This is a genomic window from Streptomyces sp. NPDC054866 (genome assembly GCF_053610745.1).
The window spans coordinates 87149-103440 of the sequence record NZ_JBSGZA010000004.1 but is presented as its reverse complement, the minus strand read 5'-3'; the positions used below and the strand labels follow the sequence as shown (position 1 = coordinate 103440).

At 72.7% G+C, this 16292-nt stretch carries 17 protein-coding genes; 6 read left to right on the top strand and 11 right to left on the bottom strand.

The window, feature by feature from the left end; genetic code table 11:
• Positions 1-99 precede the first annotated feature (99 nt).
• Both ACWGI2_RS21200 and ACWGI2_RS21195 read left to right on the top strand, forming a co-directional pair.
• Positions 100-675 carry a TerD family protein gene (locus ACWGI2_RS21200; RefSeq protein WP_453399946.1) on the top strand — a complete coding sequence of 192 codons (576 nt, stop codon included), beginning with the start codon at positions 100-102 and terminating at the stop codon, positions 673-675.
• Positions 676-753: 78 nt separating this feature from the next.
• Positions 754-1158, top strand: a complete 405-nt coding sequence (locus ACWGI2_RS21195; RefSeq protein ID WP_453399947.1) for a CoA-binding protein — start codon at positions 754-756, stop codon at positions 1156-1158.
• Between the two features lie 71 nt (positions 1159-1229).
• On the opposite strand, the gene ACWGI2_RS21190 is transcribed toward ACWGI2_RS21195, so the two are convergent.
• Positions 1230-2078, bottom strand: coding sequence for an ABC transporter permease (locus tag ACWGI2_RS21190; protein WP_453696884.1), 849 nt, complete (start codon positions 2076-2078; stop codon positions 1230-1232).
• Positions 2075-2962, bottom strand: coding sequence for an ABC transporter ATP-binding protein (locus ACWGI2_RS21185; RefSeq protein WP_453400042.1), 888 nt, complete (start codon positions 2960-2962; stop codon positions 2075-2077). Before ACWGI2_RS21185 ends, ACWGI2_RS21190 begins: the two co-directional genes overlap by 4 nt.
• A gap of 202 nt (positions 2963-3164) precedes the next feature.
• Between ACWGI2_RS21185 and ACWGI2_RS21180 the strand changes: the two genes are divergently transcribed.
• Positions 3165-4073, top strand: a complete 909-nt coding sequence (locus ACWGI2_RS21180; protein WP_453696883.1) for a helix-turn-helix domain-containing protein — start codon at positions 3165-3167, stop codon at positions 4071-4073.
• 287 nt (positions 4074-4360) lie between these two features.
• On the opposite strand, the gene ACWGI2_RS21175 is transcribed toward ACWGI2_RS21180, so the two are convergent.
• The 8 genes from ACWGI2_RS21175 to ACWGI2_RS21140 form a co-directional block, all read right to left on the bottom strand.
• On the bottom strand, positions 4361-4954 hold the full coding sequence (locus ACWGI2_RS21175) for a sigma-70 family RNA polymerase sigma factor (RefSeq protein WP_453399950.1): 594 nt from the start codon (positions 4952-4954) through the stop codon (positions 4361-4363).
• Positions 4955-5167: 213 nt separating this feature from the next.
• Positions 5168-5866: a hypothetical protein gene (locus tag ACWGI2_RS21170; protein WP_453696882.1), complete on the bottom strand. Its 699-nt coding sequence runs from the start codon at positions 5864-5866 to the stop codon at positions 5168-5170.
• 190 nt (positions 5867-6056) lie between these two features.
• Positions 6057-6890 carry a DJ-1/PfpI family protein gene (locus ACWGI2_RS21165; protein WP_453696881.1) on the bottom strand — a complete coding sequence of 278 codons (834 nt, stop codon included), beginning with the start codon at positions 6888-6890 and terminating at the stop codon, positions 6057-6059.
• Positions 6887-7447, bottom strand: coding sequence for a copper chaperone PCu(A)C (locus tag ACWGI2_RS21160; RefSeq protein ID WP_453696880.1), 561 nt, complete (start codon positions 7445-7447; stop codon positions 6887-6889). Before ACWGI2_RS21160 ends, ACWGI2_RS21165 begins: the two co-directional genes overlap by 4 nt.
• The gene (locus tag ACWGI2_RS21155) at positions 7444-9813 is read right to left on the bottom strand and encodes a heavy metal translocating P-type ATPase (RefSeq protein WP_453696879.1); all 2370 of its coding nucleotides are present in this window, start codon (positions 9811-9813) and stop codon (positions 7444-7446) included. Before ACWGI2_RS21155 ends, ACWGI2_RS21160 begins: the two co-directional genes overlap by 4 nt.
• Positions 9810-10034: a hypothetical protein gene (locus tag ACWGI2_RS21150; RefSeq protein ID WP_453696878.1), complete on the bottom strand. Its 225-nt coding sequence runs from the start codon at positions 10032-10034 to the stop codon at positions 9810-9812. Before ACWGI2_RS21150 ends, ACWGI2_RS21155 begins: the two co-directional genes overlap by 4 nt.
• Positions 10035-10232: 198 nt before the next feature.
• Entirely contained in the window at positions 10233-11030 is a 798-nt protein-coding gene (locus ACWGI2_RS21145) for a lysophospholipid acyltransferase family protein (protein WP_453399956.1), read from the bottom strand.
• Positions 11027-11794, bottom strand: coding sequence for a GNAT family N-acetyltransferase (locus tag ACWGI2_RS21140; protein ID WP_453696876.1), 768 nt, complete (start codon positions 11792-11794; stop codon positions 11027-11029). Before ACWGI2_RS21140 ends, ACWGI2_RS21145 begins: the two co-directional genes overlap by 4 nt.
• A gap of 268 nt (positions 11795-12062) precedes the next feature.
• Between ACWGI2_RS21140 and ACWGI2_RS21135 the strand changes: the two genes are divergently transcribed.
• The 3 genes from ACWGI2_RS21135 (at position 12063) to ACWGI2_RS21125 (ending at position 15671) form a co-directional block, all read left to right on the top strand.
• On the top strand, positions 12063-12719 hold the full coding sequence (locus ACWGI2_RS21135) for a response regulator (RefSeq protein ID WP_453696875.1): 657 nt from the start codon (positions 12063-12065) through the stop codon (positions 12717-12719).
• A 91-nt stretch (positions 12720-12810) separates the two neighbouring features.
• A complete protein-coding gene (locus tag ACWGI2_RS21130; protein ID WP_453696873.1) occupies positions 12811-14349 on the top strand; it encodes a sensor histidine kinase in 1539 nt (512 codons plus the stop codon).
• A 104-nt stretch (positions 14350-14453) separates the two neighbouring features.
• Positions 14454-15671 carry a CaiB/BaiF CoA transferase family protein gene (locus ACWGI2_RS21125; RefSeq protein ID WP_453696871.1) on the top strand — a complete coding sequence of 406 codons (1218 nt, stop codon included), beginning with the start codon at positions 14454-14456 and terminating at the stop codon, positions 15669-15671.
• 35 nt (positions 15672-15706) lie between these two features.
• Here ACWGI2_RS21125 and ACWGI2_RS21120 read toward each other — a convergent pair whose 3' ends face one another.
• Positions 15707-16264 carry a YbaK/EbsC family protein gene (locus ACWGI2_RS21120; RefSeq protein WP_453696870.1) on the bottom strand — a complete coding sequence of 186 codons (558 nt, stop codon included), beginning with the start codon at positions 16262-16264 and terminating at the stop codon, positions 15707-15709.
• Positions 16265-16292: the final 28 nt, after the last annotated feature.

The following is a 16292-nucleotide window of genomic DNA, read 5'->3' as shown; positions in this document are numbered from 1 at the left end:
GCACCCCCACTGCCGTAACTTCTACAGTGCTGTAGATTCAAGCTTCCGGCCCTGACCACGGCCGGTACGCACTTCACCTCAGGATTTCAGGAGGACATCGTGGGAGTTTCCCTGGCCAAGGGCGGCAACGTCTCGCTCAGCAAGGAGGCCCCCGGCCTCACCGCCGTCCTGGTCGGCCTGGGCTGGGACGTCCGCACGACCACCGGCACGGACTACGACCTCGACGCCAGCGCACTGCTCTGCGACGACTCGGGGAAGGTCCTGTCCGACCAGCACTTCATCTTCTACAACCAGCTCAAGAGCCCCGACGGTTCGGTCGAGCACACCGGCGACAACCTCACCGGTGAGGGCGAGGGCGACGACGAGGCCGTGAAGGTGAACCTCGCGCAGGTGCCCGCCGAGATCACGAAGATCGTCTTCCCGGTGTCGATCCACGACGCCGAGAACCGCGGCCAGAGCTTCGGCCAGGTCCGAGGCGCCTTCATCCGCGTGGTCAACCAGGCGGACAACGCGGAGATCGCCCGCTACGACCTGACCGAGGACGCGTCGACCGAGACCGCCATGGTCTTCGGCGAGCTCTACCGCCACGGCACGGAGTGGAAATTCCGCGCGGTCGGCCAGGGTTATGCCAGTGGGCTGCGCGGCATCGCGTCGGACTTCGGCGTGAATGTCTGACGTACGCGTCTGACGTACGCGTTCGACGTACACGTCATCGCGCAGTCATCCGACCAACGGCGGCAGAAGGAGCGGGACGTGTACGGCGATCCGGCAACAGTGCGCAAGATCCTGACGGAGCTCGGAGACACCTGGGCGGTCGTGGGCCTGTCCACGAACGAGGAGCGAGCGGCGTACGGGGTCGCGGGCGTCCTGCAGCGCTACGGCAAGCGCATCGTCCCGATCCACCCGAAGGCCGAGGCGGTGCACGGCGAGCAGGGCTACCCGTCCCTCTCCGCGGTGCCGTTCAAGATCGACGTCGTCGACGTCTTCCTCAACAGCGCCCTCGCGGGTCAGGCCGCCGATGAAGCCGTCGCGATCGGCGCACAGGCGGTCTGGTTCCAGCTGGGCGTCATAGACGAAGCGGCGTACGGGCGGACGCGGGCGGCGGGCCTGGAGATGGTGATGGACCGCTGCCCGGCGATCGAACTGCCCATGCTGTAACGCTCCGCCGGGAGGGCGGTGTTGACCCGCGGGCCCGGCGATGGGCCCGCGGGTCCGGCGGGCGCGTCTCCTCAACCCACCCGCCGCAGCGCCCTCTCCCGGCGTTTCGCCACGTTGGAGCCCGACTCCCTGCGTGCCATCCGGCGCAGTACGGCGGGAGCCACCAGCAGGCCGAGCACGGCCCAGGCGCCCAGCGCCCCGGCCGTCTCCCAGTGCCGCCAGGAGTCAGCGATCTCGATGCCGGCCGCGCTCTCCGGCAGCAGGGCCGAGCGCATGCCGAGGCCGAGCCAGTAGATGGGGAACGCCTGGGCGACCCATTGCAGCCAGTCCGGCAGGGCGGTGATCGGGTAGAAGATGCCGGAGATCGCGATCATGGCCATGACCGGCAGCTGGATCAGGCCCTGGCTGCGCGCGCTGGTGAACACCGAGCCGAGGATCGCGCCGATGGGAAGCGTCGCGACCATGCCGAGGACCAGCACCCAGGCCAGTGTCAGCCAGGAGCCGGGGCCTCCGATCGCGAGGCCCTCGACGATCAGGACCCCGGGGATCACCAGGATCGCGAGGTCGGCGAGCAGGCCGCCGGCCACGGAGACGACCTTGCCGATGAGGTAGCCCGGCATCCCGTTCGGCGTGGCCTTGGCGCGCAACAGGGTGCCGTCCTCGCGTTCGGCGGTGAGCGCCTGGCTCATGCTGACCATGCCCATCGCCGCGTTCATGCCGAGGATGCTCGGCAGGGCGAGGGTGCCGAGCAGGAGTCCGCTCGTGCCGAACGCCGTGTCCCGCATGAAGAACAGGACAGTCAGCATCAGCACCGGCCAGAGCAGGTGGGAGACCACGTCGCCGCCGTTGGTGAACGACTGCCGCAGTTCGATCAGACCCCGGGCCGAGCCCGCCCGTACCGCCACGCTCGTCGCGTTCACAGGGCGACCGTCTTCGCGTTCGCGGTCGCGTTCGCACGCGTCTCGGCCTCGCCCTGGCGCCGTACCAGCGCCAGGTAGGTGTCCTCCAACGAGGCTCTGCGGACCTCCAGTTCGCCCACGGCGTCCCCGTACTCGCGGAACAACTCGCGGACGAACGCGGTCGATTCGGGCGTCGACTTCACGAAGCGCCGTCCGCCGCACGTCCAGCGCACCTCGTCATCGCCCGCGATCCGCCGCGCTAGATCGCCCGGCGAACCGTCCGCGATGATCCGTCCCCCGACGAGGATCATCATGCGGTCCGCGAGTCTGGCCGCCTCGTGCAGGTCGTGCGTGGTGAGCAGGATCGTGGTCGCCTCATCGTCGGCGAGGCGGCGGACGAGTGCGTGGAACTCCCGCCGGGCTTCCGGGTCGAAGCCCGCGGTGGGCTCGTCCAGGAACAGCAGTTCGGGGCGGCCGACGATGCCGATCGCGACGTCCAGCCTGCGCCGCTGCCCGCCGGACAGCGTCTTGATCTTCTTGCCCGCGTGCGCCGTCAGGCCTACCGCCGCCATGAGTTCATCGGTGTCCCACGGCCGCCTGATCGAGCCGGTGGAATAGGGCGCGTAGTACGTCCCGAGGTGCGCGAGCAGCTCACGCACCCGCCACTTGCCGTGGTCGCGCCAGGACTGCAGGACGACCCCGATGCGCGCACGCCATGCCTCGGTGCCCAGCGCCGGGTCCGTTCCGAGCACCTGGACCCGGCCCGCCGAGCGCATGCGGAAACCTTCCATGATCTCGATGGTGGTGGTCTTGCCCGCCCCGTTCGGCCCGAGCAGGGCGAGCACTTCACCGTGCCGCGCCCGGAACGTCACATCGCGCAGCACGTCGGCCGTGCCGTAGCGCATGCGCAGTCCCTCGACATCGAGCACGACGTCCTCGCTCGTCGCCGTCACGTCAACTCCTCCCCCAGTCCGTGTAGATACCGGCGAAGCTATGTTGCGTTCAATCCTTCTTCAATGAATAACTGGACGAGTGGGCTCTCCAGTTGGGGAAATCCGGGGATTCATTGCAATGGACTTGCCGTTGAACGCAAGGAGGTCGACACCCGTGCCGGGAGGCAGGCTCACCCACCAGGACCGCCGGGACATCGGCGCGGGCCTCGCCGAGGGGCTCGGTTACGCCGAGATCGCCCGGCGCATCGACAGACCGACCTCGACCGTCAGCCGCGAGGTGGCCCGCAACGGCGGGCCCGAGGGGTATCGCGTCGACCACGCCCATCTCGCCACCGAGCGGCGTGCCCGCCGCCGCAGGCGGGTCCCGCACCGCGACCCGGCCACGCCTCCCGACGCGTACGGACGCGACCCCGACGCCGTACGCGACTTCGCCGATGAGCTGGCGGCGCTCATGGTCAGGACGGGGGTTCCCCGCATGGCCGCGCGGGTGCTCGCCCGTCTGATCACCGACGACTCCGGCAGCCTCACCGCCGCCGACCTGGTCCAGCGGCTGCGGGTCAGCCCCGCGTCGGTGTCCCTGGCCATCGGCTATCTGGAGAGCCTCGAGGTGATCCGCCGCGTACGGGAGCCCGGCCACCGCCGCCAGCACTACGTCATCGACGACGACGTCTGGCTCCAGGCCTGGCTGACGAGCGCCCGGAAGCACGCGATGTGGGCGGAGGTAGCCCGGCGCGGGGTCGACGTCCTCGACGCGGCGACGCCCGCGGGCGCCCGGCTGGCCCACATGAGCGAGTTCTTCGCGACCCTCAGCGACGACATGAGCGGCGGCTCCGGGGCCGTCGACGACGCACTGACCGTACTGGCCGCGCTGCGGCAAGCGGGCGCGCCTCTCCCGTCGCACCGCCTGGCCACCGCACTGGGCTGGCCCCCGGACCGCCTGACCGAGGCCCTGCGCTGCGCCGGCCCCGACCGCCTCACCCCGGCGCAGCTCAAGGCCTTGGACCAGCGCCGATCCACGGAATGTCCGAGCGGAACTTCTGCGCCGGGCCCGCGCCCCGGATGACGTCGCCCGAGCGGCACTTGAGTCCCCAGGCGTCGATCACCGGACCGTCACCGAACATGCAGCCAGCGACGGTCTTCGAGGGGGCGACCTCCCCGCCCTGGACTTGCAGTAGCCGATGGACGGGTTGCCCCGGGGGGCCGCCGAGCACGCCCGTCGGGCGGGGCAGTACCGCAAGGCGTTGGGCCCTCACGCTTGGCGAGCAGGCCGAGCAGGCCGGACGGCCCATCGCCACCGACCGAACGGGATGACGGCCGCCCGGCGTCACAGCCGGGCGGCCGCGCGGGGTGTCAGGCCGCGGCGCCCGCCAGCGCGGGGCGCTCGGCTTCGCGCAATCGCTCCATCAGCGAGATGCGCGCCCGCGCCACGCGCGAGCGGACCGTGCCCACCGGACAGCCAGTGAGCAGCGCGGCCTCCGCGTAGGGCAGCCCGAGGAGCTGGGTGAGGACGAAGGCCTCACGCCGTTCGTCGGGCAGCGTCGCCAGGAGGTCGGCGAGGACCACGCCGTCGTCGAAGCCCGGCAGGCCCCTCGGCTGGGCCCGCTCCGCGGCCGACTGCCAGTCGTCCGTGTCGCAGAGGCGGGGCCGGGCCGCGGCGTGCCGCAGGCTGTCGATCACCGCGCGCCGGGCGATGGACAGCAGCCACGTACGGGCGGACGAGCGCCCTTCGAAACGGTGCAGGCTGCCGAGGGCCCGCAGGAACGTGTCCTGCGTCAGGTCGTCGGCGGCCTGCGGGTCGCCGCCGAGGTACGTCACGTACCGGCGGACGTCCCGGTGCAGGGCGCGTACGAAGTGCTCGACCGCCTCGGGGTCTCCGGCGCGGGCGGCCAGCGCCCAGGCCGTTATCGACTCGTCGGGTGAGCTGGGCAGGGCAGGAATGATCACCTGGTGTCCTTCTCGGGAGTCCGGGACCCGGGACGCGCCGTACGTAGCCGCGCCGTACGTACCTGAGTACGTGCGTGTACCTGCGTGTACCTGCGTACGTGCGTCGGCGGGTCCGGTGAGGGGGGTACGGCCGCGCGCGAGTGCGTACGACCGATGCCCGAGCCGCCCGGCAGCGCGATGTGGCGCGCGGGAACGGCGTCGGGGAGCCGGCTGTCAGGCGACAGCGGTCCCCGCGGGCGGACCCCGAGAAGTGATGGCGTGAACCAGAAGCAACTGCCGCGGCCGGCCCGCCACACGGTGGCGTTGGGGCCGGATGCGGGGCCGGTGTGCGGGCGCGGGCAGCGCCAGAGGCACCCGCAGCGGGGCGACGAGCCACCCGGCGAAGGCACGGGCGACACGGAAGGCCGCGCGTTCGCCGTGCGCGAGCCAGAGGCCGCAGACGAGCGCGGCGAGAAGGTGGGCGGCGAGCATGCCGGTCGGCGACATGCCGCTCATGTCGTGGCCGCCGCCCATGTGATCCATGTGCTCCATGGAGGAGCCCATCGAAGACGCGGGCATGGCCGGCATGGGCGTCGCGCCCGCTTCCGGCATCGGCGCGGCGCAGAGCATGTGCTGCACCCACCGCCGCACGAGCGGCTCTCCGCCCGAGGGCTGAGCCGCGGCCTGGGCCAGGGAGAACCCCGAGTGCAGCGCGGCCTGCGCGGCCACCGCAAGGGAGACGACCAGGGGCAGCCCCCGCTCGCGCCCGGCCAGCAGCCACGCGGTGCCGCCGACTCCGACGGCTCCGGCACCCAGCGTCCACCAGGGCACCGAGGTCCCCGACATCATGACGTGCCCCAGGGCAGCGAGCAGCACACAGGCGGCCGCGAACACCGCAGCCCGTACCGCGCGAGAACACCACCCAGCAGTCATGGCGGGGACATCTTTGCATTCGCGCCACTCCTTTCACGGACGGGTACGCGAAATGAACCCGGCCCGCTCACCCGCCCCGCCCGTGTGAGCCACGGCACACCAACCCGCGGGAACTGGACGGCACTCCGCCCCGACTCCTGGGGGGGGGAGCCAGGGGGAGGGCTAGACAGGGGGAGAGCCAGAGGGGGGGTCAGCGCGCGGAGTCCTCCAGGAGCTTCAGGGCCAGCGCCTCCGTCTCCGCGTCGGCCTTCTCGGGACTGCCCGTGTCGTACGGCGGGTCCGGGTCGTACTCGACGGCCAGCTGCATCGCCATGGCGACCTTCTCGCCGGAGAGGCGGGAGGCGAGGTGCAGGCCCATGTCGATGCCCGCGGATACGCCCGCCGCCGTAATGATCTTCCCGGTCTCGACGAAGCGGCCGGGGGTGTAGACGGCGCCGACCTCCTTCAAGTACGGGCGCGACGCCCAGTAGGTGGTGGCCGGGAGTCCGCGGAGCAGGCCCGCTGAGCCGAGGATCAGGGAGCCGGTGCAGACCGAGGTGGTCCACGTGGAGCGGCGGTGGATGCGGCGGATCCACCGGTGGGCGTCGGCGTCCTCCATCATCGCGACGGTCCCGCGGTTGCCGCCGCCGGGCACCAGCAGCACATCGGCCCGGGTGACGTCGCTCATGGCCCGCTCGGCCACCAGCGTCAGCTCGCCGGTGTCGGTGCGGACCGGGCCCGCCTGCCGGGCGACCATCGTCACGCGGACGCCCGGCAGGCGGCACAGCATTTCGTACGGACCGACGGCGTCCAGGGCGGTGAAGCCGTCGTAGAGCAGCACGGCGACGCTCAGCGCCCGCGCGTCGTCCTGTCCGGAGGCGTCGCCCTGCCCGGAGGCGTCATCCTCCCCGGAGACCTCGCGCTCCGCCGCGTGCGCGGGGCGGCCCGACGCGGCGGCGAGTCCGGCCGCGCCGAGCGAACCGGCGACCGCGCCCCGCAGCAGCCGACGACGGCCCGTACCGATCCCGGGTTCCTCAGCGCTCATCTCTTCTCAACTCCCTGTGTCGTTGCAGATGTTGGGCTGTCGGTTCCTTCTGTAGACGGTCGGACCACGACCGCCTCGGCCCGGATGCTGCCGCCGTCCCGGAAGTGCAGGGTGAACGGCACCGTGTCGCCCACCCGCCACCGGCCGCGGGCCCGCAGCATCACGTCCACACCGAGCGGCGACATCGCGAGGGTCCCGTGCGCGGGGACCTCCACCGAGTCAGCGCCGCTCATGTACGCCGCCCCGCCGCCCGTGGTCCGATGGCGGCCCAGCATGGCCTCGTCGGCGGCCGGGGAGCCGGACGTGACGCCGGTCAACTGATCGGCCGAGGCTCCCCTGTTGGTGATGCGGAAGTAGGCCGAGGTGTCCTCCGTCTCCCCGAACGGGAGGAACACCCGTCCGGCCCCGACCTCGATCCGCGCGGGCCTGCCCGCGCCGCCCGAGCCCACCCACGTGGTCAGTCCACCGAGCGCGACAGCGCACGCCGTGACGGGCGCGAGCGCGGCGAGCAGGGGGCCGCGGAGGCGGCCGACTGCCGACCGGAAGTCCTCACTCATCGCGTGCCGCCTCCGCCCTTCCGTGCCCGTGCTGCCCGTGCGGCACCGCCCCGCACCGGACTCGGCCGCCAGGTGCGCAGCCGCAGGCTGTTGCCCACCACCAGGAGCGAGCTGACCGACATCGCGGCGGCCGCGACCATGGGGTTGAGCAGGCCGACCGCCGCCAGGGGCACGGTGACCGCGTTGTAGCCGAACGCCCAGACGAGGTTCGTCCGGATCGTGCGCAGGGTGCGGCGGGCCAGGAGGACCGCGTCCGCGACGGTCTCGATGTCGCCGCGTACGAGCGTGACGTCGGCGGCTCCGGCTGCCGCGTCGGTGCCGCCGCCCATGGCGATGCCGAGGTCCGCGCCCGCGAGGGCCGCCGCGTCGTTCACACCGTCCCCGATGACAGCGACCCTGTGGCCCGCCTCCCTCAACTCCCTTACGAGGTCGGCCTTTCCTTCGGGGGTGCAGCGCGCGTGGATCTCTGTGATGCCGAGGTCCGCGGCGACCGCGCGGGCCGTCGCCTCGCGATCCCCCGTCGCGAGCACCGGACGCACGCCGAGGCGGCGGAGCCGGTCGACGGCTCGGTAGCTTCCCGGGCGTACGACGTCGCCGATCGCGATCAGGGCCTGGGCCGCGCCGTCCACGCGGACCACGACCGCGGTGTGCGCGGCGGCTTCGGCAGCGGTCAGCGCCAGGGCCAGCTCGTCGGGCAACTCGCCCTCGGGGGCTCCGACTTCGATGGCGAAGCCCTCGACGCGGCCGCTCACCCCGCTGCCCGGCGTGGCACGGAACCCGCTCACCCGGGGCAGGTCCCGGTCCCGCCCCGCGTACGCCACGACCGCCCGGCCCAACGGATGTTCCGCACCCCGCTCCACCGCACCGGCGAGCCGCAGTACGTCCTCCCGCCCCATGCCGTCCGCCGTCACCGTGACCCGGGCGACGCTCATCCGCCCGGAGGTGAGCGTGCCGGTCTTGTCCAGGACCACGGCATCGACGTGCCGCAGGGTCTCCAGGGCCCGCGGTCCGCGTACCAGGACGCCGAGTTGGGCGCCACGCCCGGTGGCGGCGAGCAGGGCGGTGGGGGTCGCGAGGCCGAGCGCGCAGGGGCAGGCCACGACCAGGATCGCCACGCACGCCGTCACGGCGGACTGCGGGGCGGCTCCAGCGCCGAGCCAGAAGCCGAGCACCGTGACGGCAAGGGCGAGCACCACTGGCACAAACCCGCCCGCCACCGTGTCCGCGAGGCGCTGGGCCCGCGCCTTGCCCGCCTGTGCCTCGGTGACCAGGCGGGTGATGCGGGCGAGCCGCGTGTCGGCACCGACCGCCGTGGCACGCACCACGAGCAGCCCTCCGACGTTGACGGCGCCACCGGTCACCGGGACGTCGGGGCCGACCTCGACGGGCTCGCTCTCCCCTGTGACCAGGGAGAGGTCCAGGGCCGAACTGCCCTCTCGTACCACGCCGTCGGTGGCGACCCGCTCCCCCGGCCGCACGACGAAGCTCTGGCCGACGCGCAGCCGGGCGAGGGGGATGGTCCGTTCCGCGTCGCCGTCGCGGACCTCGACGTCCTTGACGGTCAGGCTCGCCAGGGAGCGCAGCGCCGCGCCCGTACCGTGCCGGGCGCGCGCCTCCAGGTACCGGCCCGTCAGGACGAACAGCGGTACGCCCACCACCGCTTCCAGATAGATGTGCGCGGTCCCGTCCGGCGCGGTCGGCAGCAGGCTGAACGGCATCCGCATGCCGGGGTCGCCCGCACCGCCGAGGAAGAGTGCGTACGAGGACCAGGCGAACGAGGCGGCGACGCCGAGCGAGACGAGCGTGTCCATGGTCGCCGCGGAGTACCGCAGGCCACGCAGCGCGCGGGCGTGGAACGGCCAGGCGCCCCAGACGGCGACCGGCGCGGTCAGCACGAAGCACAGCCACTGCCAGTTGCGGAACTGCAGGGCGGGCACCATCGAGAGGAGGAGCACGGGGGCCGCGAGCAGGGCGACGGTCAGGAGGCGGTCGCGTTCACCTCGTACGCGTTCCTCTCGTACGTGTTCGTCTCGTACGTGTTCCTCTCGTACGTGTTCGTCGCGCGCCGGCACGGAATCCGATGCGGGTGGGCGTTCCTGATCCCGCTCCGGCTGCCGGACGGGTTCCGCCGTGCAGCCCGCTCGCTCGACCGCCGCGACGAGTTCACCGAGGGAGACGGCTGTCGGGTGGGTCACCCTGGCCCGCCCGGTGGCCAGGTTCACCACCGCGTTGACGCCGTCCAGCCTGCCGAGCCGCTTCTCGACGCGTGCCACGCAGGCGCCGCAGGTCATCCCGCCGACGGCCAGGTCGGTGACCACGTCGGCGGCGGCACCGGTGGCCGCTCCGGACGCTACGGATCCGCTCATCGGCCGCCGCCGGAGTGCATGTCCCCCATGCCTCCGCCCCCATGAGACCCGCCGCCACCGTCGCCGGGCTCCTTGTCAGTCTTGCCAGTCTCCGTCTCGCTCCGCTGCATCCCGGGTGCGACCGGCCCGACGGCATCCCCCACGGCGTACGACACCGCGAAGATCACCGCGAGCAGCGCGAGGAACCCGCAGAGCAGGGGCAGTTGGGGGCGATCGCTCATCGCCGCTCTCCTGACACTCGTGAACGCGACAGCGCGGAACCGTCGCGCCCGCGCCTGTTCAGGAGTCGGCCGCGGAGGGGCCCGAGTTCCCGCGACACACGCCGCGCTTGACGTCAATCAAGCTTCAGGTGCGACCGATCGGGGCTCTCGGGGGCTCCTGAGGACTGCCGCGCCGCGGCTCAGCCACGAGCGGGCAACTCAGACATGAGCGGGCAACTCATGTGCCCCGATGGCCGCTTGGGCCTCCGCAGCCATCGCTCGCCGGTCGGAGCCGCGCAGCGGGGCGTGCGCGGTGACCCGCACGGTCAGTCCCCTGGCGCGGGCCACGCGGTGCAGCGAGGCCCCGAAGGTCTCGTCGCCGAGGAAGGCGGCCGTGGTGCTGCGCGTGCCGTGCTGGTAGTAGCGGATGGTCACCGGCCGTACGGGCGCGCCCGCGTCGGCCGCCGCCTGGAAGGTGGCCCGCCTGAAGCGGCCACCCGCGACGGAACACCAGGTCGTGGCCTGCGGGAAGACGAGGACGGAGCGGCCTGAGCTCAGGGTCGACGCCAGATCCGCGACCACATGGGGCAGTTGCCGCAGTCCGTCGCGGTCGATGAACTGGGACCCGGCCCGCCGGGCGAGCGCGCCGATGACCGGCCACTGGCCCACCTCGCGCTTGGCGAGGACGGTCACCGGCTCGACGGCGAGCAGGCTGACGACGTCGAGCCAGGAGATGTGATTGGCGACGATCAAGGTGCCGGGACGGGAACCGGTCACCGTCAGCCGCTCGGGCCCCGCTTCGAGACGTATGCCGAGCGCGCCCAGGATCCCCCGGGCCCGTGCCCGCAGCGCGCGCGGCCCGGCGAGCCGCTCGCCCTGAGCCACGCCGATGCCGATCTCGTACGCCAACGCGGCGTACCGGCGGGCCAGTTCGGCCGGCGGAACCTGCGGCGCCGATGGCGTGACGCAGGCCGGGGTGCACAGCGCCGCCGGGGCTCCCGTGGGGCTGGGGCTCATGGCGTCTCCCCCAGGAAGTAGCGGCGGTAGCGGTCACCGAGCCGGTCCATGTCGAGAAGGACGAAGAAGTCGGCGACATCGAACTCGGGGTCGTGCGTGGGAGCCCCGCAGATCCACGCACCGAGGCGGAGATATCCCCTCAGCAGCGGCGGCAGATCGGCGTAGACCGGCCGTTCCACCGTCGGCGCGGTGGGCACCCAGGGGCGCCGGGGATACACCCGCAGCTCGGGCGGGGACGCGTGCTTGGACGTGCCGAGCAGCCAGGCGCTTGACGCCGCGTTGCCGCCGTCGCCCAGCGGCACCGAGGCGCAGCCCGCCAGATAGCGGTGGCCGGAGAGCAGGACGTAGCGGGCGAGCGCCGACCACATGAGGTTGATCACCGCGCCGGAGCGGTGGTCGGGGTGCACGCAGGAGCGGCCCGCCTCGATCGTGGAGGACCGCAGTCCGTCAAGGGCGCGCAGATCGAACTCGCTGTCGGAGTAGGACCGCTCGGCCCGCCCCGGCGGCAGCAGGCGGTAGGTGCCGACGACCTCGCCGGTGGCGGTGTCGGTGACGATCAGATGGTCCACGAGGTCGTCGAACGGGTCCACGTCGTGGCCGGGCAGGGAGGTGTGGAGCGCGGCGCCCATCTCCTCGCCGAAGACGCGGTACCGCAACCGCTGGGCGGCCCGGATCTGCTCCTCGGAGTCGGCGATGGAGGTGACGTACGAGCTGGGGACGGGGGGAGCGGAGGGCGTCAGGGGCGTAGCGGATGTCGAGGGCATGACAGGTCCGGTCTCCGTTCGGGGAGTTCAGGGAGTTCGGAACACGGCCGTCCAGGCCGCGGGGAGCAGCAGCACGAACAGCACGGTGCTGGCCCCGGCTGAACTGCGCACGATGGCCGCGAGGCCGACGGTCAGGACACTCATGAGCATCAGGTGAACGGCGACCGCAAACACCTGCCCTGCACTTTCGTATGGTCCCGAAGCGCTTTCGTAAGGTCACGAACAAAGTCACGGACGCCGTCCCGGACCGCCGGGGTAGCGTGCTCGCATGATCCGAGTGCTGCTTGCCGACGACGAGGCGATGATCAGGGCCGGGGTGCGGGCGATCCTCGGCACGGCCGATGGCATCGAGGTCGTCGCCGAGGCCTCCGACGGGCGCGAGGCGGTCGACCTCACGCTCAAGCACCGTCCGGACGTCTGTCTCCTCGACATCCGGATGCCCCGGCTCGACGGTCTCCAGGCGGCGGCCGAGCTGCGCAAGGTCGCGCCCGACGCGGCCGTGGCGATGCTCACCACGTTCTCCGAGGACGAGTACATCGCGAGCGCGCTCGGCTCGGGAGCCGCCGGTTTCCTCCTCAAGTCCGGCAATCCGCGCGAACTGATCGCCGGAGTCCAGGCCGTCGCCGATGGCGGCGCGTACCTCTCCCCGTCGATCGCGCGGCGGGTCATCTCCCACCTCGGGGCGGGGCAGCTCGGCAAGCAGGCCACCGCGCGGGCCCGCGTCGAAGAGCTGACGGCGCGCGAGCGCGAAGTGCTCGCGCTGGTCGGGGCCGGTCTGTCGAACGCGGAGATCGCCGGGCGGCTGCACGTCGTCGAGGGCACGGTGAAGGCGTACGTCAGCCAGGTCCTGGCCCGCCTCGGCTTCAAGAACCGGGTGCAGGCCGCGATCCTCGCGTACGAGGCGGGGCTCGTCGGCGCAGAGTGAACGACGCTCCCGTACGCGCGCTCCGGGGCGATCGGCGATCCCCCACCTTCGTCAGGGGCGCGAGCCGTGGGTGATCGGCGATGCTTGGCGGATGCGCGGCGCAAACGGCTGGCTCACCCGGCTCTTCGACATCGGGCTGTGGCTCGTGGTGTGCGCGCCACCGGTCTCGGCCGCCCTCGGTCTCGACGGACGCGACGCGGTCGTGGCGGCCGTGGGTGTCCCGCTGCTCGGGGGCGCCGTCGCGTTCAGCAGGCGGTGGCCGCTCGTCGCGCTCGCCGTGCCGGTCGCGCTGAGTCTGCTGACGGACCCGGAGATGCTCACGCCCGCCTACTGGGCGGCACTGGCGATCTTCGGGTACCTCGCCGGGAGCCGAACGGTCGCGGTGCGTCCGGCGCTGTGGTTCTTCGGGGCGGTAGCCGTGGCCGGGCTCGTGCTGTGCGCGGTCGTGGCGAGCGACCTGTGGAGCTGGCTCACGATGCTCCTGACGCTCCTGATCGGCGTGGTGCTGCCCTGGCTGCTCGGCCGCTTCCGCCGTCAGTACGCCGACCTGATGGCCACAGGCTGGCGGCTCGCGGAGCGCATGGAGCACGAGCAGCAGGCCGTCGCCGACCGCACCCGTATCCGCGAACGGGCCAGGATCGCGGGCGACATGCACGACTCGCTCGGCCACGACCTGACGCTCATCGCGGTCCAGGCGGGCGTCCTCGAAGTCGACCCCACCCTCGACGCCCGCCAGCAGGCCGCCGTCGGCGAACTGCGCGAGGCGGCGGGGGCGGCGACCGAACGGCTGCGGGAGATCATCGGCGTGCTGCGGGCCGACGACGAAGTGCCGCCGAGAGCGCCGTCCGAGGAGAGCACGGACACCGTGGTCGAGCGTGCGCGGTCCTCCGGGGTCGAGGTCACCCTCGAACGCTCGGGGGCCACGGACGACTTGCCGCCCATGGTGGCCCTCGCCGTCCACCGCGTGGTCCAGGAGTCCCTGACGAACGCCGCCAAGCACGCGCCCGGCGCCGCGGTCCGGGTCCGCCTCGCGCGGGACGGCGACATGCTGCGCCTGACCGTGGTGAACGGCCCTGCCCCGGCGGGGCGCCTGCCCGGGGTGGCGTCGGGCGGCAGCGGACTCGTCGGCCTCGACGAGCGGGTGCGCCTGGCCGGGGGCACGCTGCGCGCGGGCCCCACGGACGACGGCGGCTTCGAGGCGACCGCCGAGCTGCCCGCGGCGGGGGCCGCCCCGCGCGCGGTCGAACCGCCCCGGCCGACCGCCTCGGCACGCGAACTGGACCTGGCCAGGCGGCAGATCAGAAGGCGGCTCGTCCAGGCGGTCCTCGCCCCGCTCGCGGTCCTCGCCGCAATCCTGCTCCTCATGATCCCCCTCAGCCTGATCAGCTCCGTCTTCTCGGTCCTCGACCGCGAGGTGTACGACGGCCTGACGGCCGGGGAGCCGCGCGACGAAGTGGAGTCCCGGCTGCCGAGGTTCACCAGGGACGGCCCGCCGGACGGCGCGCCCGCGACGCCGCGCGGCCAGGACTGCGCGTACTACAGCACGCGCTTCATGTCCGGCGACGGCTACCGCCTCTGCTTCGCCGACGGACGGCTCGTGTCCAAGTCGGTCGTGGGCGGGGGCGACTGAGGAGGCGCCCTGTGTGACCGTACAGACTCAGGCAGCAGCACCCGCAACAGACTCAGGTAACACCCGCGACAGACTCAGGCAGCACCCGCGAACGAAAGGCAGTCATGGCGACGACGCACCACGAACCGGCAGGTCACCTCCCCCTGGAGGGCATCACCGTCGTCAGCCTGGAGCAGGCCGTCGCCGCTCCGTTCGCCACCCGCCAGCTGGCCGACCTCGGCGCCCGCGTGATCAAGGTCGAGCGCCCCGGCGGCGGTGACTTCGCCCGCCGCTACGACACCACGGTGCACGGACAGGCCAGCTACTTCGTCTGGCTCAACCGCTCCAAGGAGTCCCTCACCCTGGATCTCAAGTCCGATGAGGGCAGGGAGATCCTGCACGAACTCCTCGCGGGCGCCGACGTGTTCGTGCAGAACCTGGCTCCCGGCGCCGCCGACCGCCTCGGCCTCGGGGCGGACGAACTCCAGGCCCGCTACCCCTCGTTGATCCCCTGCACCGTCAGCGGGTACGGCACCAGCGGCTCCTGGTCCGAGCGGAAGGCGTACGACCTGCTCGTGCAGTGCCAGACCGGGCTGCTCTCGCTGACCGGTACGCCCGACGAGGCGGTGCGGGCGGGGATCTCGGTCGCGGACATCGCGGGCGGGATGTACGCCTACAGCGGCATCCTCTCCGCGCTCTTCACCCGGGTGACCAAGGGGCGCGCCCCAGCGGTCGAGGTCTCCCTCTTCGACGCGCTCGCCGAGTGGATGAGCCAGCCCGCGTACTACACGCGCTACGGCGGCACGCAGCCGCCGCGCGTCGGCGCCCGGCACGCTACGGTCGCGCCCTACGGCCCGTTCACCGCGTCCGACGGCAAGGACGTCCTGCTGTCCGTGCAGAACGAACGCGAGTGGGCCGCTCTGTGCGAACAGGTCGTCGGGCGGCCCGAGTTGACCGACGATCCACGGTTCGCCACCGGTTCCGACCGTGTCGCGCACCGCGACGAACTCGACGCGATCATCTCCGCGCGCTTCGCCGAACTCGGCAGCGACGAGGCGATGGAGCTGCTCGACCGCGCCAACATCGCCAACGCGGGCGTCAATTCGGTCGCCGAGTTCCTCGACCACCCGGCGCTCATCGAACGCGACCGCTGGCGGGAGGTGGCAATTCCGGGCAGCCAGGGCCCTGTTCAGGCGCTGGTGCCGCCCGCGGATCTGAGCGGGGTCGCCCCGCGCATGGATCCGGTGCCGGCCGCGGGCGAGCACACCGAGCGGATCCTCGGGGAGCTGGGGCGCGACCGGCAGACCATCGCCCGGCTGCGCGAGTCGGGCGTCTGCGGGTGAGTCCGCCGGTGAGCGGCGCGTGAACCCCGCCCGCGTCAGGCGACGCCGAGCCCTTCGAGTACGACCGCGTTCGGCAGCTCGGCGAAGGCCTTGCCGGGCACGATGAGCTTGCCCCGGCGGCTGCCGCTGCCGACCAGGACGTGCGGCAGGTCGACGACGGCGGCGTCCACGAGCAGCGGCCAGCCGGCGGGCAGGCCGATCGGGGTGACGCCGCCGTACTCCATGCCGGTCTCGCCGGTCGCCGTGTCCATCGGCGCGAACGACGCCTTGCGGGCGCCGAGTTGGCGGCGCACGACGCCGTTCACGTCGACGCGGGTCGTGGAGAGGACCAGGCACGCGGCGAGCGAGGTCTCGCCGCCGCGCTTGCCCGCGACGACGACGCAGTTCGCGGAACGCTCCAGGATGTCCTGGCCGTAATGCTCCACGAAGGTGGCGGTGTCGGCCCACCGCGGGTCGGTGTCGACGTGGAGGAGCTGCTCGGCGGGGACGGTCCCGCTCCAACCGCGCACGGCGTCGGCGACGGGCGCGACCAGGAGATCGAGGGCCTCGGGCGCGGGACGGACGTCGTCGAAATTCCCCATGGGTGCACGCATGGCGGCACGCTAACAGGCGCGGTGCGAG

Bases quoted from the DNA above. Each gene is read 5' to 3' on its own strand.
- ACWGI2_RS21130 (WP_453696873.1), top strand. From the start codon at position 12,811: ATGCGCGGCGCAAACGGCTGGCTCACCCGGCTCTTCGACATCGGGCTG.
- ACWGI2_RS21145 (WP_453399956.1), bottom strand. From the start codon at position 11,030: ATGAGCCCCAGCCCCACGGGAGCCCCGGCGGCGCTGTGCACCCCGGCC.
- ACWGI2_RS21135 (WP_453696875.1), top strand. From the start codon at position 12,063: ATGATCCGAGTGCTGCTTGCCGACGACGAGGCGATGATCAGGGCCGGG.
- ACWGI2_RS21125 (WP_453696871.1), top strand. From the start codon at position 14,454: ATGGCGACGACGCACCACGAACCGGCAGGTCACCTCCCCCTGGAGGGC.
- ACWGI2_RS21185 (WP_453400042.1), bottom strand. From the start codon at position 2,962: ATGCGCTACGGCACGGCCGACGTGCTGCGCGATGTGACGTTCCGGGCG.
- ACWGI2_RS21150 (WP_453696878.1), bottom strand. From the start codon at position 10,034: ATGAGCGATCGCCCCCAACTGCCCCTGCTCTGCGGGTTCCTCGCGCTG.
- ACWGI2_RS21120 (WP_453696870.1), bottom strand. From the start codon at position 16,264: ATGCGTGCACCCATGGGGAATTTCGACGACGTCCGTCCCGCGCCCGAG.
- ACWGI2_RS21160 (WP_453696880.1), bottom strand. From the start codon at position 7,447: ATGAGTGAGGACTTCCGGTCGGCAGTCGGCCGCCTCCGCGGCCCCCTG.
- ACWGI2_RS21165 (WP_453696881.1), bottom strand. From the start codon at position 6,890: ATGAGCGCTGAGGAACCCGGGATCGGTACGGGCCGTCGTCGGCTGCTG.
- ACWGI2_RS21155 (WP_453696879.1), bottom strand. From the start codon at position 9,813: ATGAGCGGATCCGTAGCGTCCGGAGCGGCCACCGGTGCCGCCGCCGAC.
- ACWGI2_RS21140 (WP_453696876.1), bottom strand. From the start codon at position 11,794: ATGCCCTCGACATCCGCTACGCCCCTGACGCCCTCCGCTCCCCCCGTC.
- ACWGI2_RS21170 (WP_453696882.1), bottom strand. From the start codon at position 5,866: ATGACTGCTGGGTGGTGTTCTCGCGCGGTACGGGCTGCGGTGTTCGCG.